The organism is Micromonospora sp. NPDC047134 (assembly GCF_040643455.1).
Lineage (GTDB): Bacteria > Actinomycetota > Actinomycetes > Mycobacteriales > Micromonosporaceae > Micromonospora.
Genome location: NZ_JBEYUI010000007.1, coordinates 143,144 through 165,348, shown reverse-complemented (window position 1 = coordinate 165,348; position 22,205 = coordinate 143,144). Strand labels below are relative to the sequence as shown.

21 protein-coding genes and 1 pseudogene are annotated in these 22,205 nt (G+C 70.0%); 16 read left to right on the top strand and 6 right to left on the bottom strand.

The features are described from left to right. Positions 1-30 precede the first annotated feature (30 nt). The 8 genes and pseudogenes from ABZ795_RS12015 to ABZ795_RS11980 all read left to right on the top strand — a co-directional run bounded on the left by ABZ795_RS12015 (position 31) and on the right by ABZ795_RS11980 (position 8,692). Positions 31-1,039, top strand: a pseudogene (locus ABZ795_RS12015) (hypothetical protein). Positions 1,040-1,349: 310 nt separating this feature from the next. Then, complete coding sequence (rpsB, locus tag ABZ795_RS12010; RefSeq protein WP_327022244.1) at positions 1,350-2,207, top strand: 30S ribosomal protein S2; 858 nt, start codon at positions 1,350-1,352, stop codon at positions 2,205-2,207. A 132-nt stretch (positions 2,208-2,339) separates the two neighbouring features. Continuing rightward, positions 2,340-3,167: a translation elongation factor Ts gene (gene tsf, locus ABZ795_RS12005; protein WP_327022243.1), complete on the top strand. Its 828-nt coding sequence runs from the start codon at positions 2,340-2,342 to the stop codon at positions 3,165-3,167. A 150-nt stretch (positions 3,168-3,317) separates the two neighbouring features. After that, positions 3,318-4,085, top strand: a complete 768-nt coding sequence (gene pyrH, locus ABZ795_RS12000) for a UMP kinase (protein WP_357530310.1) — start codon at positions 3,318-3,320, stop codon at positions 4,083-4,085. Positions 4,086-4,164: 79 nt separating this feature from the next. After that, positions 4,165-4,722: a ribosome recycling factor gene (gene frr / locus ABZ795_RS11995; protein WP_327027231.1), complete on the top strand. Its 558-nt coding sequence runs from the start codon at positions 4,165-4,167 to the stop codon at positions 4,720-4,722. A gap of 316 nt (positions 4,723-5,038) precedes the next feature. After that, the gene (locus ABZ795_RS11990; RefSeq protein WP_357530359.1) at positions 5,039-6,274 is read left to right on the top strand and encodes a phosphatidate cytidylyltransferase; all 1,236 of its coding nucleotides are present in this window, start codon (positions 5,039-5,041) and stop codon (positions 6,272-6,274) included. A gap of 92 nt (positions 6,275-6,366) precedes the next feature. After that, entirely contained in the window at positions 6,367-7,518 is a 1,152-nt protein-coding gene (gene rlmN, locus ABZ795_RS11985; RefSeq protein WP_327022241.1) for a 23S rRNA (adenine(2503)-C(2))-methyltransferase RlmN, read from the top strand. 31 nt (positions 7,519-7,549) lie between these two features. Continuing rightward, positions 7,550-8,692, top strand: a complete 1,143-nt coding sequence (locus ABZ795_RS11980; protein WP_357530309.1) for a DivIVA domain-containing protein — start codon at positions 7,550-7,552, stop codon at positions 8,690-8,692. Positions 8,693-8,866: 174 nt separating this feature from the next. Here ABZ795_RS11980 and ABZ795_RS11975 read toward each other — a convergent pair whose 3' ends face one another. Next, positions 8,867-9,088 (bottom strand): DUF2631 domain-containing protein, encoded by a 222-nt coding sequence (locus tag ABZ795_RS11975; RefSeq protein ID WP_327022239.1) that lies wholly within the window; start codon positions 9,086-9,088, stop codon positions 8,867-8,869. 275 nt (positions 9,089-9,363) lie between these two features. On the opposite strand from ABZ795_RS11975, the gene ABZ795_RS11970 reads away from it, so the two are divergent. Further along, entirely contained in the window at positions 9,364-10,938 is a 1,575-nt protein-coding gene (locus tag ABZ795_RS11970; protein WP_357530308.1) for a Rieske 2Fe-2S domain-containing protein, read from the top strand. A 73-nt stretch (positions 10,939-11,011) separates the two neighbouring features. On the opposite strand, the gene ABZ795_RS11965 is transcribed toward ABZ795_RS11970, so the two are convergent. Both ABZ795_RS11965 and ABZ795_RS11960 read right to left on the bottom strand, forming a co-directional pair. Continuing rightward, complete coding sequence (locus ABZ795_RS11965; protein WP_357530307.1) at positions 11,012-12,598, bottom strand: NAD(P)/FAD-dependent oxidoreductase; 1,587 nt, start codon at positions 12,596-12,598, stop codon at positions 11,012-11,014. 110 nt (positions 12,599-12,708) lie between these two features. Further along, entirely contained in the window at positions 12,709-13,545 is an 837-nt protein-coding gene (locus tag ABZ795_RS11960; RefSeq protein ID WP_357530306.1) for a YhjD/YihY/BrkB family envelope integrity protein, read from the bottom strand. Positions 13,546-13,642: 97 nt separating this feature from the next. Here ABZ795_RS11960 and ABZ795_RS11955 point away from each other — a divergent pair, with 97 nt between their 5' ends. The 5 genes from ABZ795_RS11955 to ABZ795_RS11935 all read left to right on the top strand — a co-directional run bounded on the left by ABZ795_RS11955 (position 13,643) and on the right by ABZ795_RS11935 (position 20,143). Then, positions 13,643-14,185 (top strand): GNAT family N-acetyltransferase, encoded by a 543-nt coding sequence (locus tag ABZ795_RS11955; protein WP_357530305.1) that lies wholly within the window; start codon positions 13,643-13,645, stop codon positions 14,183-14,185. Between the two features lie 185 nt (positions 14,186-14,370). Beyond that, a complete protein-coding gene (locus ABZ795_RS11950) occupies positions 14,371-16,866 on the top strand; it encodes a M14 family metallopeptidase (RefSeq protein WP_357530304.1) in 2,496 nt (831 codons plus the stop codon). 262 nt (positions 16,867-17,128) lie between these two features. After that, positions 17,129-18,802 (top strand): hypothetical protein, encoded by a 1,674-nt coding sequence (locus tag ABZ795_RS11945; RefSeq protein WP_357530303.1) that lies wholly within the window; start codon positions 17,129-17,131, stop codon positions 18,800-18,802. Between the two features lie 79 nt (positions 18,803-18,881). Further along, positions 18,882-19,430: a GNAT family N-acetyltransferase gene (locus tag ABZ795_RS11940; RefSeq protein ID WP_357530302.1), complete on the top strand. Its 549-nt coding sequence runs from the start codon at positions 18,882-18,884 to the stop codon at positions 19,428-19,430. A 44-nt stretch (positions 19,431-19,474) separates the two neighbouring features. After that, entirely contained in the window at positions 19,475-20,143 is a 669-nt protein-coding gene (locus tag ABZ795_RS11935; protein ID WP_357530301.1) for an endonuclease V, read from the top strand. Here ABZ795_RS11935 and ABZ795_RS11930 read toward each other — a convergent pair. From ABZ795_RS11930 to ABZ795_RS11920, 3 genes are read right to left on the bottom strand one after another with little or no spacing between them, the layout of a single operon-like run. After that, on the bottom strand, positions 20,082-20,354 hold the full coding sequence (locus tag ABZ795_RS11930; RefSeq protein ID WP_357530300.1) for a hypothetical protein: 273 nt from the start codon (positions 20,352-20,354) through the stop codon (positions 20,082-20,084). The two genes, ABZ795_RS11935 and ABZ795_RS11930, sit on opposite strands and share 62 nt — an antisense overlap. Beyond that, a complete protein-coding gene (locus ABZ795_RS11925) occupies positions 20,354-20,596 on the bottom strand; it encodes a DivIVA domain-containing protein (protein ID WP_357530299.1) in 243 nt (80 codons plus the stop codon). Before ABZ795_RS11925 ends, ABZ795_RS11930 begins: the two co-directional genes overlap by 1 nt. Then, positions 20,593-20,847 carry a hypothetical protein gene (locus tag ABZ795_RS11920; protein WP_357530298.1) on the bottom strand — a complete coding sequence of 85 codons (255 nt, stop codon included), beginning with the start codon at positions 20,845-20,847 and terminating at the stop codon, positions 20,593-20,595. Before ABZ795_RS11920 ends, ABZ795_RS11925 begins: the two co-directional genes overlap by 4 nt. A 205-nt stretch (positions 20,848-21,052) precedes the next feature. On the opposite strand from ABZ795_RS11920, the gene ABZ795_RS11915 reads away from it, so the two are divergent. Both ABZ795_RS11915 and ABZ795_RS11910 read left to right on the top strand, forming a co-directional pair. Then, positions 21,053-21,934: a helix-turn-helix transcriptional regulator gene (locus ABZ795_RS11915; protein WP_327022228.1), complete on the top strand. Its 882-nt coding sequence runs from the start codon at positions 21,053-21,055 to the stop codon at positions 21,932-21,934. A 4-nt stretch (positions 21,935-21,938) separates the two neighbouring features. Continuing rightward, entirely contained in the window at positions 21,939-22,121 is a 183-nt protein-coding gene (locus tag ABZ795_RS11910) for a DUF397 domain-containing protein (RefSeq protein ID WP_327027229.1), read from the top strand. Positions 22,122-22,205 lie beyond the last annotated feature (84 nt).

Sequence of the window (22,205 nt, the reverse complement as noted above, 5' to 3'; positions counted from 1 at the left end):
CCTTCGGGTCCTGGTCAGGGCCGGGGCCGAATGGCGACCGGCCGGTTGGTCGCATACCGTGCCGGACGTGGATGGACGACGTAGCTTTGCCGATGATCAGGAGTCGCGTTGGTACCCCGGCGACCGTGATTACCGCGACCCGGACTGGCTCGGCACGGCGCAGGCGAGACACCTGGACGACCAGCCGTCGGTGGCCCCCGAACAACGGGTCGACGACGAGGACCGGTACGACACCTCGGCGCGGCGCTTCGGCGGTGCGGATCCCCTGGCCGAGACCTCGGCCGAGCCCGAGCGCTACCGGGCCTCGCGCGCCCGGCGAGCCGGGTCGACCGACCCGGACATCTCCGGTGAGCTGCCCACCGAACGGTCGCCCTGGCGGACCGCCCAGGAGACCAGCCCGCCGGTGGCTGGAGATCCCCTGGGTGACCCGACCCGCCCGGCGCCTATGGTGAGCGACCCGGCCCCGCTGGCGTCCGTGGTGGGTGACCCGGCCCCGCTGGCGTCCGTGGTGGGTGACCCGGCCCGGCCCGTGCCGCTGGCCGGGTATCCGATCGTGGAGGCCAAACGGGGCACGGAGGCGGTGAATCCCCTGGAGCAGCCGACCGGGCCGATGCCGCCCGTGGCCCCTCGGGGTGACCTGTCGGCGGGGGAGGCCGGGACGGACACCGGCTTCCGGCCGGCCGGGGAAGCCGGCTACCAGGTGCCGGGCGTACCGGCCGGGTCGCCCAGCGGCGACGGGGTCTACCGGACCCGCCGACCGGTGCTCGCGGTGCTGTTCGCCGTCCTGTTGGTGATCCTCGAGGTGCCGGCCCTGCGGGTGTTGCTGCACGGGGCGACCGCGGATCCGGTTTCCGCCGCCGATGTGCTGGTGGGTACCTTCCTGGTGGTCGGTCTGCCGATCTTCGCGGCCGGTCTGTACGGGCTGCGGACCACCGGGTTCGCGCTCACCGACGGGGCGCGCGGCTGGCTACGCCCGCCCACCGCCTACCTGACGGTCGGCCTGGCGCTCTTCCTCGCCGCGGCACTGGCCGCCGGCTGACCCACCTGCCGCTCCACCGGCTGACCATCTGGGCGCTCGGAGGTGTTAACAAGGGGCCCTTGCTCTACCGCAGGCGTTAACAGGGGGCCCTTCCTTGCACCCGGGGGCTGGGCGGTGGGGCAGGGGCGTACACTGGTCGACTGGCGACCGCCTCGCGCGGTCGACCTCGCGTGCCCTCCTCACGAAGTCGTCGTGCGGCGGCGGCCTCCCTGGTCCCGACCTGTCGGGCCCATCCTGGCCGACGACCGGGCACCAGGCCACTCGGCCGCCGGCCGAGCGGACGAACCAGGGACCCCAAGGAGTACGAACCATGGCCGTCGTGACCATGCGTCAGCTGCTGGAAAGTGGTGTTCACTTCGGGCACCAGACCCGGCGCTGGAACCCGAAGATGAAGCGCTTCATCTTCACCGAGCGCAATGGCATCTACATCATCGACCTGCGCCAGACCCTCGACTACATCGAGAAGGCGTACGAGTTCGTGCGCAACACGGTGGCCGAGGGCGGCAGCATCCTGTTCGTCGGCACCAAGAAGCAGGCCCAGGAGGCCATCGCCGAGCAGGCGACCCGGGTCGGCCAGCCGTACGTCAACCACCGCTGGCTCGGCGGCATGCTGACCAACTTCCAGACGGTGTACAAGCGGCTGCAGCGGATGAAGGAGCTGGAGGCCCTCGGTGACCTCAGCGGCACCGCTGCCGGCTACACCAAGAAGGAGACCCTTCAGCTCTCCCGCGAGAAGATCAAGCTCACCAAGACCCTCGGTGGTCTGCGGGACATGCAGAAGCTCCCGGCCGCGGTCTGGATCGTCGACACCAAGAAGGAGCACATCGCCGTCGACGAGGCCCGCAAGCTGGGCATCCCGGTGATCGCCGTGCTCGACACCAACTGCGACCCGGACGAGGTCGACTTCCCGATCCCGGGCAACGACGACGCGATCCGCTCGGCCGAGCTGCTGACCCGGGTCGTGGCCGCCGCCGTCGCCGACGGCCTGATCGCCCGTTCCGGCCGTCGCCGTGGTGGCGACGAGAAGCCGGAGGCCGGTGTCGCCACCGACGAGCCGCTGGCCGAGTGGGAGCGCGAGCTGCTCGAGGAGCCCAAGAAGGCTGACGAGGAGCCCGCCGCCGCCACCGAGCCGGCCCCCGAGCAGCCGGCTGCCGTTTCCGGTCAGTGATCCCGCCGCCGTCCGGTCACCGTCGATTCGCTGATGGTGACCGGCGGCGACCAGGTCGGCACGAACTTCCCGAATCCGGGTAACCGGCACCTCAGACCATCCCATCGCAATCTCAACACCGAAGAGAGAGCCATGTCCCAGATCACCGCCGCGGACGTCAAGAAGCTCCGCGACCTGACCGGCGCCGGCATGATGGACAGCAAGAAGGCCCTGACCGAGGCCGAGGGCGACTTCGACAAGGCCGTCGAGATCTTGCGCGTCAAGGGCGCCAAGGATGTCGGCAAGCGGGCCGGTCGTACCGCCGCCAACGGGCTGATCGCCCACGCTGGCCAGGCCCTGCTCGAGTTCAACTGCGAGACCGACTTCGTCGCCAAGAACGACGCCTTCATCGCTCTGGCCCAGCAGCTGGTCGAGCACGGTGAGCGTTCCGGCGTGAGCAACGCCGAGGAACTGCTGGCCAGCGAGATCGACGGCCGTCCGGTCGCCGACCTGGTCCAGGAGCAGTCGGCCAAGATCGGCGAGAAGCTGGTGCTGAACCGCTTCGCCAAGCTCGACGGCACGGTCGCGGTCTACCTGCACCGTAAGGCCCAGGACCTGCCCCCGGCGGTCGGCGTGATGGTGCAGTACACCGGCAAGACCGACGAGGCCGCCGACGCCGACGCCCGCGCCGCTGCCATGCAGATCGCCGCGATGCGTCCGCAGTACCTCACCCGTGACGAGGTGCCGGCCGAGGTCGTCGAGTCCGAGCGGCGCATCGCCGAGCAGACCGCCCGGGAGGAGAACAAGCCCGAGGCGGCCCTGCCGAAGATCGTCGAGGGTCGGGTGAACTCCTTCTTCAAGGACTTCGTCCTGCTGGAGCAGTCCTCGGTCACCGACAACAAGAAGACCGTGAAGCAGGTGCTGGCCGAGGCCGGCATCGAGGTCACCCGCTTCGTGCGGTTCGAGGTCGGCCAGGCCTGAGCCGCCGTCGGGCGCCCTGCGCCCGTGGGCTGAGCAACGACACGACGAGGAGGCCGCCGGTGTACGCGACAGGCACCGCGGCCTCCTCGTCCCATAAGGTCGACAGCGGCAGATATGCACCCGGTGTACCGGTGGGGGAAGGACGGGCGGATGACGCAGGTTGTGAGTGATCGGACGCTGGCGGCGGACGACCCTACGGCGCCACCGCCCGGCCGGTCCCGTCGGGTGGTGTTGAAGCTTTCCGGCGAGGTGTTCGGTGGTGGCGCGATCGGCGTCGACCCGGACGTCGTACAGGCCATCGCCCGGCAGATCGCCACGGTGGTACGGCGCGGGGTGCAGGTTTCCGTGGTGGTCGGCGGCGGCAACTTCTTCCGGGGTGCGGAACTCCAGAAGCGGGGCATGGACCGGGCCCGGGCGGACTACATGGGCATGCTCGGCACCGTGATGAACTGCCTGGCCCTGCAGGACTTCCTGGAGAAGGAAGGCATCGAGACCCGGGTCCAGAGTGCGATCACGATGGCCCAGGTCGCCGAGCCGTACATCCCCCTGCGGGCGATCCGGCATCTGGAGAAGGGCCGGGTGGTCATCTTCGGCGCCGGGGCGGGAATGCCGTACTTCTCCACGGACACGGTGGCCGCCCAGCGCGCGTTGGAGATCCACGCGGACGTGGTGCTGATGAGCAAGAACGGCGTGGACGGGGTCTACACCGCCGACCCGCGGGTCGACCCGACCGCCAGCAAGTTCGACTCGATCACCTTCTCCGAGGTGCTGCGCCGCAACCTGCGGGTCGCCGATGCCGCCGCTTTCAGCCTCTGCATGGAGAACGGCCTGCCGATGCTGGTCTTCGGCGCCCAGGGGGACGACACCATCGTCCGAGCGGTGGGCGGCGAGAAGATCGGCACGCTGATCACCACCTGAAGCGACCGTCGATCTGATCTCGACGGCCCCGGTGACCGACAAGCCCCACGACGAGCACAAGAAGGAGGCGAGGAGAACGGTGATCGACGACACCCTCCTCGAGGCCGAGGAGAAGATGGAGCGTGCGGTCGAGCACGCCAAGGAGGAGTTCGGTGCCATCCGCACCGGCCGCGCCACTCCGGCCATGTTCTCCAAGGTCATCATCGACTACTACGGCACCCCGACCCCGCTGACCCAGATGGCGTCGGTGGCCGTCCCGGAGCCGCGGATGGCCATCATCAAGCCGTACGACAACTCGCAGCTCAATGCCATGGAGAAGGCGATCCGCGACTCGGATCTCGGGGTCAACCCGAACAACGAGGGCAACCAGCTGCGCATCCTGCTCCCGCAGATGACCGAGGAGCGCCGCCGCGACATGATCAAGGTCGCCCGGCACAAGGGTGAGGAAGCCAAGGTCGCCATCCGCAACATCCGCCGCAAGGGCAAGGAAGAGCTGGACCGGCTCGTCAAGGACGGCGAGGTCGGCGAGGACGACGGCCGCCGCGCGGAGAAGGAACTGGACGACCTGACCCAGCGGTACGTCGGGCACGTCGATGAACTGGTCAAGCACAAGGAGACCGAACTCCTGGAGGTCTGAGCGCGCACCCGGTCGCTGGTGCCCGGCCCGTCCGCCTGGCCGCCCCCGCCAGGTTGGTCCGGAGGTTCTCGTCATCGCCGATGGAGGCGACGGCGCCAACCTCATGATCAACCCGGTGGGGGTCGAGGGCGGGTGCGGGCTGCGGAGCGGACAGGTGCAGTAGGCTCGGCAGGATTCCCAGTGATCCGGGCATACCAGGATGGGGATCGGTCAACCGACTGGCCGGCAAATCAGACGGAGCGCCTCGCGCGGGTAGGGGAATGGCAGTGGTTGTGCGGCAAGTGGTGGATTCCGTCCCGCTCTCGTCCGGTGCGTGATGTCCCACCTCGACCCCTACGGTGGTGCCGAGGCCCGTGGCTGGGATCGGCCGGACCAACCCACCCAACTGCCCTGGCCTGAACCGGATCTCGACCCCGGCACCGGCCCCTGGGCCGGTCAGCCGCAGGTCGGCGCCGAACGGTACGCCACCCCGACCGCCCAGTTCGAACCGGTGCCCGGCACCGCCGGCCTCCTCGGCCACGAGGAGGCCCCGACCGGGCAGATCGAGCGGGTCCCGGCCGGTGTCGGCCTCGATCACGAGGACGCGCCGACCGCCCAGTTCGCCCCGGTGCCCGGGGAGGAACCCGCCGCCGAGCAGTCGCCCTCCGGTAAGCGTCATCGGGGTCGGCGCCGCGCCGGCGGCGGACGGCCGCCCGCCGGGCCACCGGCCCCGAGCCCCGGCCAGCCGCCGTCGACCGGCCGCGCCGGACGGAACCTGCCGGCGGCCATCTCGGTCGGCCTCGGCCTGGGGGCCCTGGTCCTGCTGCCGCTGTTCCTCTACACCCCCTCCTTCCTGCTGGTGCTCGCCGGCGCCTTCGGGGTGGGCATCTGGGAGATGTCCCGCGCGGTACGCCGGGCCCGGGCTGTGGTGCCCCTGGTACCACTGATCGCCGGTGGGGTGCTGACGGTCACCATCGCCTGGTTCGGTGGACTGGACGCCCTGCTGCTCGGGCTGCTGGTCACGATCGCGGGCACCCTCGTCTGGCGGCTCGGGGACGGCCCGGCCAACTTCCGGCGGGACATGACCGCAGCCACCTTGATCGCGGTGTACGTGCCCTTCCTCGGCGGCTTCGCCGCCCTGCTGGCGGCCTCCCCGGACGACGGGGCGTTGCGGGTGCTGGTGACCCTGGTAGCCGTGGTGCTCTCCGACACCGGGGGGTACGCCGCCGGCGCCAACTTCGGCAAGCATCCGATGGCCCCGACGATCAGCCCGAAGAAGTCCTGGGAGGGCTTCCTCGGCTCGGTCAGCGCGGCGGCGCTGGGCAGCGCTGTGCTGCTCTGGCTGCTGTTCGACGTGGCCCCGTGGTGGGGAGCGGTGTTCGGGGTGGCGGTCTCCGGTGCCGCCGTCCTCGGTGACCTCGCCGAGTCCATGATCAAGCGGGACCTCGGGGTCAAGGACATGAGCAATCTGCTGCCCGGGCACGGCGGCCTGATGGATCGCCTCGACTCGGTGCTGTTCGCCGTGCCGACGGCGTACCTGCTGCTCGTGGTCCTCGTCCCGGCGGTGAGCTGAGGCATGGCTCACGTCGGACCAGCCTTCACGGGTCCGATCCAGGCCCTCTGGCCGGGTGCGTTCCCGGTCGGGCGTGACAGACTGGACAGGTCATGACGAGTCTGCCCCTGATTCCGGTCGACCCGGACGCGCCCGGTGCGCGCCGGGCCTCGATGCCACCGCAACATCTCGCCGACCTCGATCTGGCCGGCCGAAAAGCCCTGGTCACCGACCTGGGTGAGCCGGCCTTCCGGGCCCGGCAGATCTCCACCCACTACTTCGGCCGGCTGGTACGCGACCCGGCCCAGATGACCGACCTGCCGGCGGCCTCCCGCGAGCGGCTGGCCGACCAGCTGCTGCCCAGGCTGCTCAACCCGGTGCGCGAGCTGGCCTGCGACGACGGAGCGACCCGCAAGGCGCTCTGGCGGCTGCACGACGGGTCGCTGGTGGAGAGCGTGCTGATGGGTTACTCCGATCGGGTGACCGTCTGCATCTCCAGCCAGGCTGGCTGCGGGATGGCCTGCCCCTTCTGCGCCACCGGCCAGGCCGGTCTGACCCGCAACCTCTCCACCGCCGAGATCGTCGACCAGGCGGTCTACCTGGCGGGGGTGGCCGCCTCCGGTGTGGTGGCGGGTTCACCGGCCAGGTTGTCGCATGTCGTCTTCATGGGCATGGGCGAGCCGCTGGCCAACTACAACCGGGTGGTGGCCGCGATCCGTCGGCTGGTCGCACCGGCCCCCGAGGGCCTGGGGTTGTCGCAGCGGCACATCACCGTTTCCACGGTCGGCCTGGTGCCGGCCATCCACCGACTGGCCAGCGAAGACCTCTCGGTGACTCTTGCGTTGTCGCTGCACGCCCCCGATGATGAGCTGCGCGACGAACTTGTGCCGGTCAACCAGCGCTGGAAGGTGTCCGAGGTGCTGGACGCCGCCTGGACGTACGCGGCTCGCACGGGGCGTCGTGTGTCGATCGAATACGCGATGATCAAGGACGTGAACGACCAGCCGTGGCGAGCCGACCTGCTCGGGCGGTTGCTGGCCGGCAAGCTGGCCCACGTGAACCTGATCCCACTCAATCCGACTCCGGGCAGCCGCTGGGACGCCAGCCCGAAGCCGGTGGAGCGGGAGTTCGTCCGGCGGTTGCGCGACGCCGGGGTGTCCACCACCGTTCGGGACACCCGAGGTCGCGAGATCGACGGGGCGTGTGGGCAGCTGGCCGCCGCGGAGGACATGGGCACGGACCCGGCCGGGAACCTGCCGGCATGACCGGGCGTGGCGAACGAGACCAGGAGACATAGTGGCGAGTCAGGGTCAGCGTTTCCGGCGTAAGGCGCTCCGCCGGGGATACAAGGTTGACGAGGTGGACACTTTCCTGGACCGGGTCGAGGCGACCCTCGCCGGCCAGCCGGTGGGGGCACCGGTGACCTCGCAGGAAGTCCACGACGTCGTCTTCCGGGTTCGCTTCAACGGCTACGACGAGTGGCAGGTCGACCTGCACCTCGACCGGGTCGAGCGACAGCTGGCCGAGCTTGAGGAACGGGGCACCGGCCGGGCCGGTGGCGAGGCCCGGATGAGCCCGCCGGACCGGATGGGTCCGCCCATGCGCGAGGACCGGGGCATGGCCGCGATGCCCCAGCCGCCGATGCCACCCCGACCGATGCCGGCCCAGGCCGGCCCGTACAACCGCTATGACGAGCCCACCGGTGCGTTCGCCGGAGGGTACGACGCACCTCGCGGCGGCTACGACGCGCCGCGCGGCCCGGGTGGGCCGATGGGACCGGGTGCCCCCGGAGGTCCCGGCCCGATGGGTCACGGCGCCCCGCCTCGCGGCCTGCCGGCCGGGCCGGGCGGCTATGGCCCACCGGATCGGGCGGACAGCTACGGCCCCCCGGACAGCTACGGGCCGCCGGATCGGGCGGAGAAGTACGGTCTGCCGGAGCGGCCGGGCGGCTACGGGCCCCCGGACGGGCCGGGCGGTTACGGTCCGCCGGACGAGCCGCGCTTCGACGGCTTCGAAGCGGGCCGACGCGCCCGTACGGACATGACCGCGGAGATCCGCATGTCGGACCGTGACCTGCGGCGCGGCCCGGCAGGCCCCCCTGCGGTGCCGCAACAGGCCCTGGGCGGCCCCTCGATGGCGGGACCCTCGGGACCCCCGGCGGGCGGCCCGCCGATGGCCGGCCCTCCCGGCAGCGATCTCTACCAGGTGGACCAGATCCGGCGCAGTTTCCAGGTGCGTCGCTTCGGCAGCGGGTACGACCCCGACCAGGTCGACCGCTTCTTCGACACCCTCCTGGGCGGGATGGCCGGACGTAACCCGATGCCGATCAACCCGAAGGACCTGGACACGCTGCGCTTCGGCCTGGTGCAGGGTGGCTACTTCGAGGCGGAGGTCGACGCCGCCCTCAAGGACGTGCAGAACATCCTGTTCGGCCGCTGAACCGGTACGGACGAATCGGGCCCGCCCTCCGATCTCGGAGGCGGGCCCAACTCGTGTCTGCATAAGGCGGCCGTACCGGCCTGGGTCACCCGGTCGCCCCACTCCCGCAGCAGCCGACGGCACCCGGCAGCGCCTCGACGGGCGGCGCCGGGTGATGCCGGCGGGCGGCTGGGGTCAGGAACGCAGGCCGTTGCGGCGCAGTACGGCGTCGCCGGCCACGATGAGCAGCAGGAGGGCGGCCAGGCCGATCAGCCACAGGTCCTCGACCCTGCCCTCGTGGTTGCCGCAGAGCATCGCCAGCAGCGCGAACGCGGTGAGGATCGCGCCGATCCGCCCGGCCTTGCGGTGCCCAGGCTTGTGCTGGTCTGGCGACGTTACCGGCTCGCTTCCTGCCACTGGTCGGTCCTTCCCTCGCGATCGGATCTCCGGTTAGTCTGGCACGCCCGCTGGCGGCCCTGGCGCAGGGTCCGGCCGATAGAGAAAAGATCACCCGGGACGGCCCGGCGTGACGCACCGAACGGGCCGGTCCGAAAGCGAGCGCACGGGCCGAAGGGCCCGTCTTCGGTGGGTCGGGGGGGGGGGGGACTACCGGTGTCGAGGGACGGGGAGCACGCTACCTCCGGTAGCGTTTCGGCGTACGCCTTGATTTGTCTTCTTGAGGGGGAACTGCGGTGCGAGTGACCGGTACCGGGCACGCGAGCATGCGGATCGACACGGGGGCGGGCAGCATCCTGTGCGACCCGTGGGTCAATCCGGCCTACTTCGCCTCCTGGTTCCCGTTCCCGGACAACTCCCAGCTCGACTGGGAGACCCTCGGCGACGTCGACTACCTGTACGTCTCCCACCTGCACCGGGACCACTTCGACGCGGCGCACCTGAAGCGGTACGTGTCGAAGAAGGCGACCGTGCTGCTGCCGGAGTTCCCCACCTCGGAGATGGAGGACGAGTTCCGCGAGCTGGGCTTCACGAAGTTCCTGAAGACCCGCAACGAGGAGGTCGTCGAGCTGGACGGCGGCCTGAAGATCATGATCCAGGCGCTGACCAGCCCGACCGACGGCCCGATCGGTGACTCGTCGCTGTGGGTGGAGTACGACGGGGTCCGGCTGCTCAACCAGAACGACGCCCGCCCCACCGACCTGAGCACCTTCGCCGAGCTGGGCCATGTGCACGCCCACATGCTCCAGTTCTCCGGGGCGATCTGGTACCCGATGGTCTACGAGCTGCCGCAGTCGGCGAAGACCGCCTTCGGCAAGCAGAAGCGGGACCGGCAGTTCGACCGCACCTGGCGCTACATCGACGACCTGAAGGCCGACCATGTCTTCCCGATCGCCGGCCCGCCCTGCTTCCTCGACGACGAGCTGTGGCAGTTCAACGACATCTTCGGCGACGAGGGGAACATCTTCCCCGACCAGTCGGTCTTCCTGACCGAGTACGCCAAGGTCGGCGGCACCAACGGCATCGTGCTGCTGCCGGGCAGCGTCTCCGAGGTCACCACCTCCGGGGCGAGCACGAGGCACCCGGTGCCGGTGGAGGAGTTCTTCGCCAACAAGGTGGCCCACCTGGAGGAGATGCGCGAGCGCAAGCGCCCGATCATCGAGGCGGAGAAGGCCTCCTGGCGGCACCCCGAGATCGACGTGCTCAAGGAGCTGAAGCAGCGCATCGAGCCGCTGCTCGACGAGTCGATCTACCTGGCCAAGGGGGTGGGCGGCCCGGTCCGCTTCGACCTGGTCGGCTACGACGGCGAAAGCGTCGAGTCCATCGTGGTGGACTTCCCGGGCAAGCAGGTGCGGCCGTACGCCGACGAGAAGGTGCGCTACCGGTTCCGTACCGAGCGGGCGCTGATCGAGCACCTGCTGCACATCGGCGAGGTGGACTGGGTCAACTCCCTCTTCCTGTCCTGCCGGTTCTCCGCCGCCCGCATCGGCCAGTACAACGAGTTCGTGTACGCCTTCTTCAAGTGCCTGTCCACCGAGCGCCTCCAGTACGCCGAGGGCTGGTACGACGAGCACGAGCGGGCCGTCGACGCCGAGGACATCACCCTGGGCGACTGGGTGGTGCAGCGCCGCTGCCCGCACCTGAAGGCGGACCTCAGCCGGTTCGGCATCGTCGACGGCGACCAGTTGACCTGCCAGCTGCACGGCTGGCGCTTCGACCTGCCCAGCGGCCGGTGCCTGACCAGTGTCGGCCACAAGGTCCGGGCCCACCGGGTAGGCGAGGAGACCGAGGTGGCCCAGCCGACGAGCTGAGCCGCCTGCCTGAGGTGTTAAGAAGGGGCCCCTTTACTACGCGAGACGTTAATAAGGTGCCCTTCCTTACACCTCATACCGTGCGGCCGAGGTCGGCGAGGATGCGGCGGGCGGCGTTGTGGCCGGCGGCGCCGATCACGCTGCCCGCCGGGTGACACCCGGCGCTGCCCGCGTACAGCCCGTCGACCCCGGTGGCGTACGGCATGCGGTCGGTAAACGAGACCGTGTTGTCGACATGGTGGATGTGTCCGCCGGTGATGCCGAAGTGTTCCTCGATGCCGGGCGGGGGCAGCGGCACTGCGTCGGCGATCAGGTCACCGGTGCCGGGGGCGTACCGTTCGCAGATGCCCACCAGTTGGTCGACGTAGCCGGGCAGCGCCGCCTCCCAGGTGGTGCCGGCCAGGTCGTACGGCACCGACTGGACGAACAGGGCCGAGGAGTGGTGCCCGGCCGGGTCGGCCAGCGAGGGGTCGACCGTGGTGTGCAGGTACCACTCGATGGTCGGCTCCGCCGGCAGCCGTCCGGCCCGCACCTCGGCCCACATCCCCCGCAGCGCTGCCATCGGGGACTCGCCGCCTGCGGTCAGTGACGCCGAGCCGGGCAGCAGGTGGATGGTGGAGCCGAAGGGGCTCGGGGCCTCCGGTGGCAGGCAGGAGAACCGGGGCAGGTCGCGCAGGGCCAGGTTGAGCTTGAGGGTGGTGCCGGTGCGCCGGACCGCCGTCATCCGTTCGGTCAGCTCGGTCGGCAGCGCCCCGTCGGGCACCAGCTCCATCAGCCGGTACGGGTCGCAGGCGCCGAGCACCACCTCGGCGGCGATCTCGCGGCCGTCGGCGAGCACCACCCCGCTGGCGGCACCGCCGTCCAGGGTGATCGCGGTGACCGGGGCGCCGGTGAGGATCCGGGCACCGGCCGCACGGGCCGCCTCGGCGAAGGTGCCCGAGACCGTACCCATGCCGCCCTCGACGATCATCCAGGTGCCGTCGGCACCGGGCAGCCGGCACATGTTGTGCACCAGGAAGTTGTGCCCGGTGCCGGGGTCGTCCGGGCCGGCGTTGAGCCCGGACAGGCCGTCGGTGACCGCGTACATGCTGACCAGCAGTTCGGAGCGGAACTCGAAGCGGGCCAGGTAGTCGGCGACCGAACCACGCACCAGGTCGACGAAGACCTGCTGAAGTTCGGGGCGGACGTAGCGCTGTGCGGTCTCCTCGACGGCGAGCGGCTCGGCCAGCCAGGCCGGCGCGAGATCGGCCCGCAGCGCGGCCAGTTCGGCCTGCAGCGCGTCGTCGGCGGCCACATCGGCCGGGGAGAAGAACTCGGCCAACTGCGCCCGAGTGGCCGCCGCGTCCGTGCCGAACAGCAGGTACGGCGACCCGACCCCACCCGGAGTAGGCAGAAAGTAGTGCGGATCCCGCCGCAACACCGGCAGTCGCACGTCAAGCGCCGCCAACAACTCCGGCGGCATCAACCCCAGCAAGTAGGACCCAGTGGAATGCCGCAACCCCGGCACCCGGGGGAACGGGTTCTCCGTACGAGTAGCCCCACCCACCACCCCAGCACCCTCAACCACCACCACATCCAGCCCCGCCCGCGCCAACAAGATCGCGGAAACCAACCCGTTGTGCCCCGCCCCCACCACCACCACATCAACCCGCATCACCATCCCCCCACCCTAACCACCCCACCCCCACCCCTGCCCTGACCTGCGTTGATCATGAGGTTAGCGGCACTTGTGGATCTTCAGAGTGCCGCCAACCTCATGATCAACGCAGGTCAGGGGCGCGCCTCACGGCGGGTGCGCCAGTTGGCCAGGGCGAGGGTGGCGGAGTAGCCGGCCAGGACTATGACGTGGAAGAGGTAGAGCCAGAGGAGGATGGCTACGGCGGCGCCTACCTCGTCCAGGCCACCGAAGGGGAGGCCCAGGTCCAGGGGGAGGGAGGCGAACAGGACGAAGCCGTGCAGGAAGCCGGAGAGGTTCGCCGCGGTGAACGACCCCACCAGCAGGGTCGACAGCCAGTCCGGCGAGGCGGGGCCGACGACCCGGAAGACCCAGAGCAGCACCGGGGTGAGCACCAGCCACACGGCCAGGAAGGAGAGCACCACCCCTAGGGCGCCCGCCCAGCCGCCCCGGCGGACCAGGCCGGTGGTGGTCGGCAGGGCCAGCAGGATGGCCAGCAGCAGCGCCGGGGCCGGCGCGAGCAGGGGCAGCAGCAACAGTCGTCCCCGCCAGCCGACCAGGTGCTCGTCCGAGCGGGGGGCGGCGACCGACACGAAGGCCCGGCGCAGCCCTTCGCCGTACAGCGAGGCGGGCAGCACCGCGGCCAGGGCCAGCCAGGGGGTCAGGCCCACCCCGGCCTCGACCAGGGCGGCCACCGCGTGCGGGGCACCGATCGCGTCCGGCAGGGCCTCCACGGCGTACCCGGTGAGTCGCCGGACCTGTTCGGCCCCCGCCAGCAGGGAGGTCAGCCAGATGGCCAGCAGGGCCACCGGCACCACGGCGATCCCACCGTAGAAGGTGATCGCGGCGGCGTGCAGTGACAGGTCCCGTCCGCGTACCGGCCGGAAGGCGGCCTGGGTGATCCGCCTCGTCCGTCGCCATGCTGCACCCATCACACCTCTGTTCCCCGTACCGACTGCGGCCACGCCTGGGCTGGCCTTCCCCCGGCCGGCGGTTCTGGGGGTGGGCGGCGACGTAGGATCGCCAGCCATGACCGTAGCCAGCACCGACCGGCTGGTCCTGCGAGAGTGGACCGACGCGCCGACCGACCTCACCCGGATCTTCGAGATCTACTCCCGGGAGGATGTGATGCGCTGGCTGGGCGGGGGAGCGGGACGGCTGCTCGAACCGGAGCAGGCCGCCGAGCGGCTGGTCACCTGGCGGCAGCGCTACGCCCCGCACCACGGGCGGTACGGTCTCTGGGCGATCGAGGTACGCGAGACCGGCAAGGTGGTGGGCAGCGTACTGCTCAAGCCGTTGCCCGGTGCGGACGGCCACACCCCTACCGAGGACATCGAGGTGGGGTGGCATCTGCACCCCGACTCCTGGGGGCACGGCTACGCCACCGAGGCGGCCCGGGCCGTGCTGGCCCGCGAGTTCGCCACCGGCAACCCCCAGGTGTACGCGGTGGTCATGCCGGGCAACGAGCGATCCATGGCGGTCTGTCGACGACTCGGCATGACCTATGTGGGCCGACGCTCCGACTGGTACGGCGGCACCGAGGTGGAGACCTTCCTCCTGACCGCTGAGTAGGTAACCAGCACCCCTCAGGCTATCGACTTGAGCTGTCGTCGCTGGTAGAACAGCCATTCAACGGCGTTGGCGATCAAGAGTCGCCACCTGCCCCCTCCTCGAAGCGAGGTATCTGCGTGGCTGTACGACGACCATTGATGGCTCTCCTTGCGGCGGTCCTCCTCTTCGGACCGGCATCCGCCGCCGTGGCAGCACCCCCTGACCCGGGAGAGCGCGGCCCGGCCGCTGCCTCGCCGCGCGGCCAGTCCGACACCGAACTGCCCTTCGGCGTCGGGCCTGGCAAGCGCGGACGCTCCGCCGACGCTCCCGGCCGGAAGCCCGGCCAGCCGGCCGCGACGGCGAAACTGCCCGGCAAACCGCGTAACGATGTCATCGCCGACGTGCCGGTGGATCTGACCGACGCGTCGATTCCGCTCAACCTCATCCCGTACCACGACATCCCGGCTGCCCTGCGCAACCTGCAGCGCAGCAACCGGATCAACGTGGAGGTGATCGGCCAGTCCGTGCTCGGCCGGGACCTGCACCTGGTGGTGGCCACCGCACCGATGAGCGACGCCCAGTGGAAGACCTGGCAGCAGCTGTCGGACCTGCGGATCAGCGACCCCCACGCGGCCCAGGCCAAGCTCGCCGCCGGTGGGTACGCCAACTGGCGCACCCCGCTGTTCGTCAACAACAACATCCACGGCAACGAGTGGGAAGGCACCGACGCCAGCCTCCAGATCCTGCAGGATCTGGCCTTCTCCTCCGACCCGGCGATCGTGGACATGCTCAACAAGCACGTCTTCGCCTTCGTGGTCACCAACAACCCGGACGGCCGGGTGGCCGCTACCCGGGCCAACGCCAACGGCTTCGACATGAACCGTGACTACATCACGGCCTCGCAGCCGGAGGTCCGCGCGGTGCGGGCCCAACTGGTCCGCTACAGCCCGTTGACCATGTTGGACATCCACGGGTACGTCAACTGCACCCTGATCGAGCCGACCACCGGCCCGCACGGTGACAACTACGAGTACGACCTGTACATCAAGCACGCCCTGCGCAACGCCCTGTCCATGGAGCAGGCCGTGCTGGCCACCGGGGAGAACCGGGCCAGCTGCACCAACTCCGACGGCACCCGGCGCAACGACATTCCGTTCCGGGACCGCACCCAGGGCTGGGACGACTGGCCGCCGATCTTCACCCCGATGTACGCGATGTACCACGGCGCCATCGGCCACACCATCGAGGTGCCGCTGAACCCCCGGGGCAACCTGACCGTCGCCGAGCGCCACGAGCGCACCCGGATCAACACCGCGGTGGCCGCCGCCACCATCCGGGGCAACTTCGAGTACGCCACCCAGAACCGTGAGGAGCTGCTCGCCAACCAGCTGGAGTGGTTCCGCCGTGGGGTGGACGGTGAGTCGACCCGGCCGATCGACGACCCGCTGGCCATCTCCCTGGCCCGCGGCGACAACGTCAAGACCCACCTGCAGGACTTCGCCCGGGCGTACGTCATCCCGGCCGGTAAGGACCAGCGCAGCGCCACTGCGGCGGCCCGGCTGGTGCAGTTCATGCTCGACAACGACCTTGAGGTGCAGCGCGCCAGTCGGCCGTTCAAGCTGGGCCGTACGCACTACGAGGCCGGCACCTACGTCGTCGACATGCGTCAGGCCAAGCGGGGACTGGCCAGCACCCTGCTCGGGGTCGGGCGGGACGTGACCAACGACTTCAACGCCATGTACGACATCTCGGCCTGGAGTCACGGTCACCTGTGGGGCGCCACCGTGCAGCAGGTGGACGGCAACATCAAGCTGGACGACAAGGCGCTGCGTCCGGTGACCGAGGCCCACGCCACCGGTTCCGTGCCGCCGGGCAAGCAGTCCCACTACGGGCTGGTCGTCGACTCCGTGGCCGGCATCCAGGCCGTCAACAAGCTGCTCAACGACGGGGTACGGCTGTCCCGGACCGCCGACGGCACCTTCGTGGTGCCCGGCGACCTGTCCGTGGTCCGTCAGGTCGCCGAGGCGTACGGGGTGGAGTTCATCCGCCTGACCCCGCCGCAGGTCCGCAACACCACCGGAGTGTCGAAGACCCGCCTGGGTGTCGCCGCCAACGGTGGTGAGATCTTCGCCCTGCAGCAGATGGGCTTCCAGCCGATCTCGGTGACCCACACCGCCTTCAACAACGGCACCCTGTCCTTCGCCGACTTCGACGCCTTCTTCGTCTCGACGACGTCGTTCAACCCGTTGAGCCTCAACGCCACCCAGGCCGCCGCCTTCAACCAGTGGCTGGCGAACGGCGGCACCATCGTCGGGCGCGGGTCCAGCGGCAAGCAGTTCAACGACCGCGCCGGTCTGCTCGACGTGACCATCGCGGCGGGACGCAGCGACGCCAACGGCATCGTCAAGGTGGTCAACGACCCTGCTTCGCCGATCACCGGTAACGCGCTGCCGACCGCCTTCGTCGACGCGCCGCAGTACTTCACCCGCGTCGGTGACGGCGTCCGTGTCGACCAGCGCCTGGCTGCGGAGGGCTTCTTCCTCGCCGGGCACTGGGGTGGCCAGGAGGCCGCCGCCGGTCACGCGGTGGTGGTCAGCGGCGTGGCGAAGGGGGCGAACGTGACCCTGTTCGGCACCGAGCCGCTGTTCCGGGCCCACCCCGAGGGCCTCTACCCGCAGGTCGCCGCCGCCCTGTGGCAGTAAGCGATCATCCTGGGCAGTTCCCGCCGGCCTCTCGTGTCGGCGGGAACTGCCCAGAGTAATTCTTGGACAGTTCCCGTTAGCGACTAACGAGAACTGTCCAAGATTCGTGCACCCCAGCCCGGTTGATCGTGGGCGGCATGATCTTGGTGGCCCCGCCACCGACCCTTGGAAATGCCAGTTCGAGGCGCGGGCGAGACGGCTCCGTTACCTGTTGAGTCGACTGTGGAGGGCGGCAGCTCACTGGACCACGGGGGAGTGGAACATGGCGGGGTTCCGGCGGGAGGGCGCGGCTGATGCAGCCTGGGTGGAGCACTTCCTGCGCTGGTTGATCCATCCGGTGACGGTGGCGGCCACCGCCTTGCTGATCGTCAACGACCATCTGCTGAAGGCGGTCTTTCCCGGCTGGTTGACCGGCAAACTCAGTGACGTGGCCGGGATGGTGATGACGCCACCCCTGCTGGCCCTGGTGCTGGTCGGTGCCGTTCGACTGTGGGGGTGGTGCAGACCTGCCCGCCGGCGTACGACCGGGAAACCGCCTCTGCCGGGCGAGGTGCTCGCCGTCGGCGCGATCCTGCTGGTGGGGGTGGGGTTCACGGTGGTGAAGGCCACCGCGACGGGGGCTGCGGTGGCCTCGGCGTGGTGGAGCGTGGTCAACGGCCCGTCCGTGATCCGGGCTGACCTGACGGATCTGCTGGCCCTGCCGGCGCTGGGGCTCGCCTGGTGGACGTGGCGGTCCGCGAGGGCCCGGCCGACCCTTGCCGGTTGGCTGCGGATGGTCGCGGTGCTCGTGGTGTTGCCGATCGCCGGACTGGGCGTCGCGGCCACCTCCGCCCCGCAGCACGACGACGCGATCGTCCTGTACGAGTGGCGCGGTGGGGTGGTCGGCGGGAACGGTAACGCCTACCACGGTGACCGGGAGCCCGACTGGTGGGACATCAGCCCGGATGACGGACTGACCTTCACGGCTCTCAAGGGTGCCGATCTCGAACTGTTCCGTAGGCAGGCCCCGCCCGCCGCCTCCGGGCTGGACTGCTCGGCACGGGAGCCCACGCACTGCTTCCGGGTCGTACCGGGTCGGTTGGCGGTGCAGGAGAGCCGCGACGGTGGGGCGACCTGGCGGCCGGCCTGGCAGGTCGACGAGGACGCACGGGCCCGACTCGGCCTGCGGATGTCCGGCTTGAAGGACCCCGATGAGTACCTGTCGTCCCGTGCCCTGCTGGTGCGGGACCAGGCCGACGGCGGGGTGGTGGTGCTGGTGGCGAACGGCCGGGACGGCTACGCCCGCCGCGACTCCGCCGGCCGCTGGGAACGGATCGGCTTCGGCACCACGGTCGGTGACACCTACCGGATCGAAGCCTCCGCGACGGCGATCCCGAGCGTCACCGAGGCGACCGCGATCGCCGGTCGGCGGGTGGCCCTTCCCCTGTCCGTGGCCGTCGGCAGCTTCGTGGCTCTGGTCGGCTGCGCCGCCCGGCTGGTACGACGCGCCGGCCGACAGCGGGCCGCGCTGGTCGTCGTCGCCGGCCTGATGAGCCTGACAGGACTTGTCATGTTCGTGGAGTACGCGCTGACCGGAACGAACTCGGGTGATCCCCTGGGAACGGTCTTCACCCTGGGCGCAGCTTCCGGTTTGTCGGTGCTGCCGGCCGCTGCCCTGGTGTACACCGTCGCCGTCAGCAGGATGGCGCCGGGCCTGGCCCGGCGGTCCTGCCTGGCGGGTCTGCTCGCCGGTGGGCTGATCTGGCTGCCGTACCTGCTGCGGCTGCTGACGAACTGGCCGCAGCAGCAGGTGCTCACCGAAATCGTGGTGCTCCTGGCGGCGGGTGTGGCGTTGCTCAGCATCCCGGTGGGGATTCGCCACAGCGCCCGTCTCCTCGACCAACCGGTGCCTGCGATGCCTGCGACTGGCGGCGGAGCGGAGCAGGGCGAGGGCTAGTCGTATCAGTGGTGGCCGCTCTGCACCGGCCGGGGAAACGGTGTTGCGGCCAGGTCGGCGGTAATTACGATCATGGTTCATGACGATCGTGACCACCGAGCGGCTACTCGTGCGGGACTGGACCGATGGGCCGGCGGATCTGGCCCGGCTGTTCGAGATCTACTCCCGGCCGGAGATCGCTCAGTGGCTCGGTGACGCCTCGGGGCTCCCGTTGACGGATCCGGCGCAGGCGGTCGAGCGGCTGGCGAGATGGCGTCGGCGGCACGCAGAGCACGGCAACCGGTACGGCACCTGGGCGATCGAGGTGCGAGAGACCGGTGTGGTGGTCGGTACGGTGATGATCAAGCCGATGCCGGGGCGCGACGAGCAGGTGCTCACCGATGACATCGAGGTGGGCTGGCACCTGCACCCGCAGGCCTGGGGCAACGGGTACGCCACCGAAGCCGCTCGCGCCTGCATGGAACGGGAGTTCGCCACCGGGACACCGCTGATCCACGCGGTGGTCGCCCCGGGCAACGCCGCCTCGATGGCGGTGGCCCGCCGGCTCGGCATGACATCCGTCGGTCGCCGCAGCGACTGGTACGGCGGCGCGGAGTTGGAGACCTTCATCCTGGCCCGCCCGGCGTGACCCGACCACCCGGCACCGGTGAGCCGATCGCGGCCCCTGTGTCGATGGCTCCTGTGTCGGTCGCGGAGGCCGAGCGTATCCAGGAACAGTTGCGGCAGCGTCTCGACCTGCACGAACACCTGACCACCGCGCCACGACTCGTGGCTGGCGTCGACGTCTCGTACGACAGATCGTCGCCGCGTGTCACGGCCGCCGCGGTGGTGTTCGACCTGGCCACCGGCGTCGAGGTGGAATCGGTCGTCGTGCCCGGCGAGGTGACGTTTCCGTACGTTCCCGGGCTGCTGGCGTTTCGCGAGGTGCCGATCCTGCTGACGGCGCTCGACCGGCTCGCTACCCCGCCCGACCTGGTGGTGTGCGACGGGTACGGCATCGCCCATCCCCGACGCTTCGGGCTGGCCTGTCACCTGGGCGTGGTCACCGGGCTGCCGACCTTCGGGGTGGCGAAGACCCCCTTCGTCGCCGGGTACGACGAGCCGGGCGGAAGCCGGGGCGACTGGTCGCCGCTGCGGGCCGACGGCGAGGTGCTGGGCCGGGTGCTGCGTACGCAGACCGGAGTCAAGCCGGTGTTCGTGTCGGTGGGCCACCGCACCACCCTCGACCAGGCGACCGCCCTGACCCTCGACCTGAGCCCGCGCTACCGACTCCCGGAGGTCATCCGCCGAGCCGACTTCCTCTCCCGCGAAGCCCTCCGCAGGGTCCGTCGTGGTCGTTAGGGCGGTGGCAGCGGCCAGGCTCGTCGAGTGGGGCGTCGCACCAGATTCGGGTACGCAGGCTTTGGTGGTCTTCTTCGCTGAGGGTGGTTTCGCCGAAGTCGATGACCGTCAGGTGGCCGAGTGAGTCGCGCAGCGCGACGGCTAGGGCGGTGGCCTGGTCGAGGCTGGTCAGGGTGGTGGGCAGGTGGATGATCCAGCGGGCTGCACTCATCACGACTCCCGGCGGTGGTGGCGGTGGGCGGCCTGGCGGGACTGCCACTGTCGTAGTGCCTGCCGGATGCGTTCGGCTTCGGTGTTGGCGGTGGTCAGTTCGCGGTGCAGACGTTCCATCTCCTCGGCGAGCCGGTCGAGGTAGGCGTACACCTGGGTGGGGTCGAGGCCGCGTAGCCGGGTGTCGAAACTGGCGGCGCGGACGTGCTGGGGGAGTGGGCGCTGGCCGGACAGGTAGATCATGGGCGGGCGGCTTCCTGCTCGGCGAGCATCGTGGTGATCTGCTGGTCGGTGAGGCCGCGTTGGGTGAGGACCCGGCGGCCCCAGCGGTGCAGCCGGCAGGGATGTGGTGCCCGGTCGTTGCGGCAGCGCGGGCCGTCGGGCCATTCTTGTGCGGCGTGCACGGTGATCGCGCGGAGCGCAAAGCTCACGTCTTCGGCGGTGATGTGGGGCGGTAGCGGAATATCGCCGAGAACATCATCGAGCGATTCCATGATCCTCCCTATTGGCTGTTGGTGAGGGTGCCGGGGCGGGCGCCGGGATGAGGATTCGGGGAAGGGCACCCGCCCCGGTGACCTGCCAGGGGGATCGGCTGGTCATCCACGATGGTCATTTCACCCTTGGCTTAGCGCAATCTTTTGCGAAAGAATGCGGACCAAGGGATGAGGAGCCTTACGCGACAACAGCGGAGGAGATGACGTGGACGACTCGGGCAGCACCGTCCCGCGTAGGCAACTCGGCAGATATTTGAGAGAACTTCGCGAAAACGCGCATGTAACGGTGGTCGCGGCCGCGAAGGAACTGGAATGGTCGACGCCGCGAATTTGGCGGTACGAAACCGGCCAGGTCCCCATGCACCCGAACGACGTGGAGGCGATGTGCCGGGTGTATCGCGCGACCCCGGAGACCATCCAGACCATGCGTGCCCTGGCCCGGGAAACCAAGGCACACGGCTGGTGGCACAGCTACGGGGAGGTAATCAAGGACTGGTTCAAGCTCTATGTCGGCCTGGAGGCCGCCGCGACCAGAATCCGGAAGTACGAGGGCAACCTGATTCCCGGCCTGTTGCAGACGGTCGAGTACATGGCCGAGGTCATCGCGACGGACCATCCGGACCTGTCCCCGGCGGAGCAGCAGGCCAGGGTGGATGTCCGGCTGCGCCGACAGCGGTTGTTGGCTCGGGCGGTGCCCCGGGCGCCCTACTACGACGTGATTCTCAGCGAGGCGGTGCTGCGTCGGCCGCTGCGTGACCTGTCAGCCATGGCCCGGCAACTCGACGCGCTGATGGTGGCGGGTCGACAGCACAACATCAAGATCCGGGTGCTCCCGTTGGCCGCCGGGCTGTTCCGCTGGGTTGAGACAGGCACCTTCACCATGCTCGACTTCCCGACCGACGTGCGGGAGCCGGAGCCGACCACGATCTACATGGACGGTCCGTGCGGCGCGGTTTACCTTGACAAGCCGCACGAGATCCAGACCTACGAGGATGCTTGGCGTTCGCTCGGCCAGCGGGCGCTCGATGTCGATGACTCCCGTGAGCTGATCACGGCGATCGCGAAGGAGATGACCCATGAAGCGTGACGGGATGTGGCGCACGTCGTCCCGGTCCGGCGGCAACGGTGAATGCGTGGAGGTGGCGGGGTTCGCTGATGCGGTCGGCGTACGCGACAGCAAGGATCGGCAGGGCGCGGAGCTGAGCTTCGGCCCCGAGAGCTGGACCCGGTTCGTCGCCGCCGCCCGCGAGGGCCGATTCGGCGTGCGCGGCTGAGCCCGACGTGACCGAGAGCTGTGGGTGCGTTTCTTGCTGCCCCAACGACAAGAAACGCACCCACAGTCGGCGGCTGACCTGCCG

Excerpts from the sequence above, each read along its gene's own strand:
- rpsB (WP_327022244.1), top strand. The coding sequence starts at position 1,350 with ATGGCCGTCGTGACCATGCGTCAGCTGCTGGAAAGTGGTGTTCACTTC.
- tsf (WP_327022243.1), top strand. The coding sequence starts at position 2,340 with ATGTCCCAGATCACCGCCGCGGACGTCAAGAAGCTCCGCGACCTGACC.
- pyrH (WP_357530310.1), top strand. The coding sequence starts at position 3,318 with ATGACGCAGGTTGTGAGTGATCGGACGCTGGCGGCGGACGACCCTACG.
- ABZ795_RS11990 (WP_357530359.1), top strand. The coding sequence starts at position 5,039 with ATGTCCCACCTCGACCCCTACGGTGGTGCCGAGGCCCGTGGCTGGGAT.
- rlmN (WP_327022241.1), top strand. The coding sequence starts at position 6,367 with ATGACGAGTCTGCCCCTGATTCCGGTCGACCCGGACGCGCCCGGTGCG.
- ABZ795_RS11965 (WP_357530307.1), bottom strand. The coding sequence starts at position 12,598 with ATGGTGATGCGGGTTGATGTGGTGGTGGTGGGGGCGGGGCACAACGGG.
- ABZ795_RS11960 (WP_357530306.1), bottom strand. The coding sequence starts at position 13,545 with ATGGGTGCAGCATGGCGACGGACGAGGCGGATCACCCAGGCCGCCTTC.
- ABZ795_RS11955 (WP_357530305.1), top strand. The coding sequence starts at position 13,643 with ATGACCGTAGCCAGCACCGACCGGCTGGTCCTGCGAGAGTGGACCGAC.
- ABZ795_RS11945 (WP_357530303.1), top strand. The coding sequence starts at position 17,129 with ATGGCGGGGTTCCGGCGGGAGGGCGCGGCTGATGCAGCCTGGGTGGAG.
- ABZ795_RS11940 (WP_357530302.1), top strand. The coding sequence starts at position 18,882 with ATGACGATCGTGACCACCGAGCGGCTACTCGTGCGGGACTGGACCGAT.
- ABZ795_RS11935 (WP_357530301.1), top strand. The coding sequence starts at position 19,475 with ATGGCTCCTGTGTCGGTCGCGGAGGCCGAGCGTATCCAGGAACAGTTG.
- ABZ795_RS11930 (WP_357530300.1), bottom strand. The coding sequence starts at position 20,354 with ATGAGTGCAGCCCGCTGGATCATCCACCTGCCCACCACCCTGACCAGC.
- ABZ795_RS11925 (WP_357530299.1), bottom strand. The coding sequence starts at position 20,596 with ATGATCTACCTGTCCGGCCAGCGCCCACTCCCCCAGCACGTCCGCGCC.
- ABZ795_RS11920 (WP_357530298.1), bottom strand. The coding sequence starts at position 20,847 with ATGGAATCGCTCGATGATGTTCTCGGCGATATTCCGCTACCGCCCCAC.
- ABZ795_RS11910 (WP_327027229.1), top strand. The coding sequence starts at position 21,939 with ATGTGGCGCACGTCGTCCCGGTCCGGCGGCAACGGTGAATGCGTGGAG.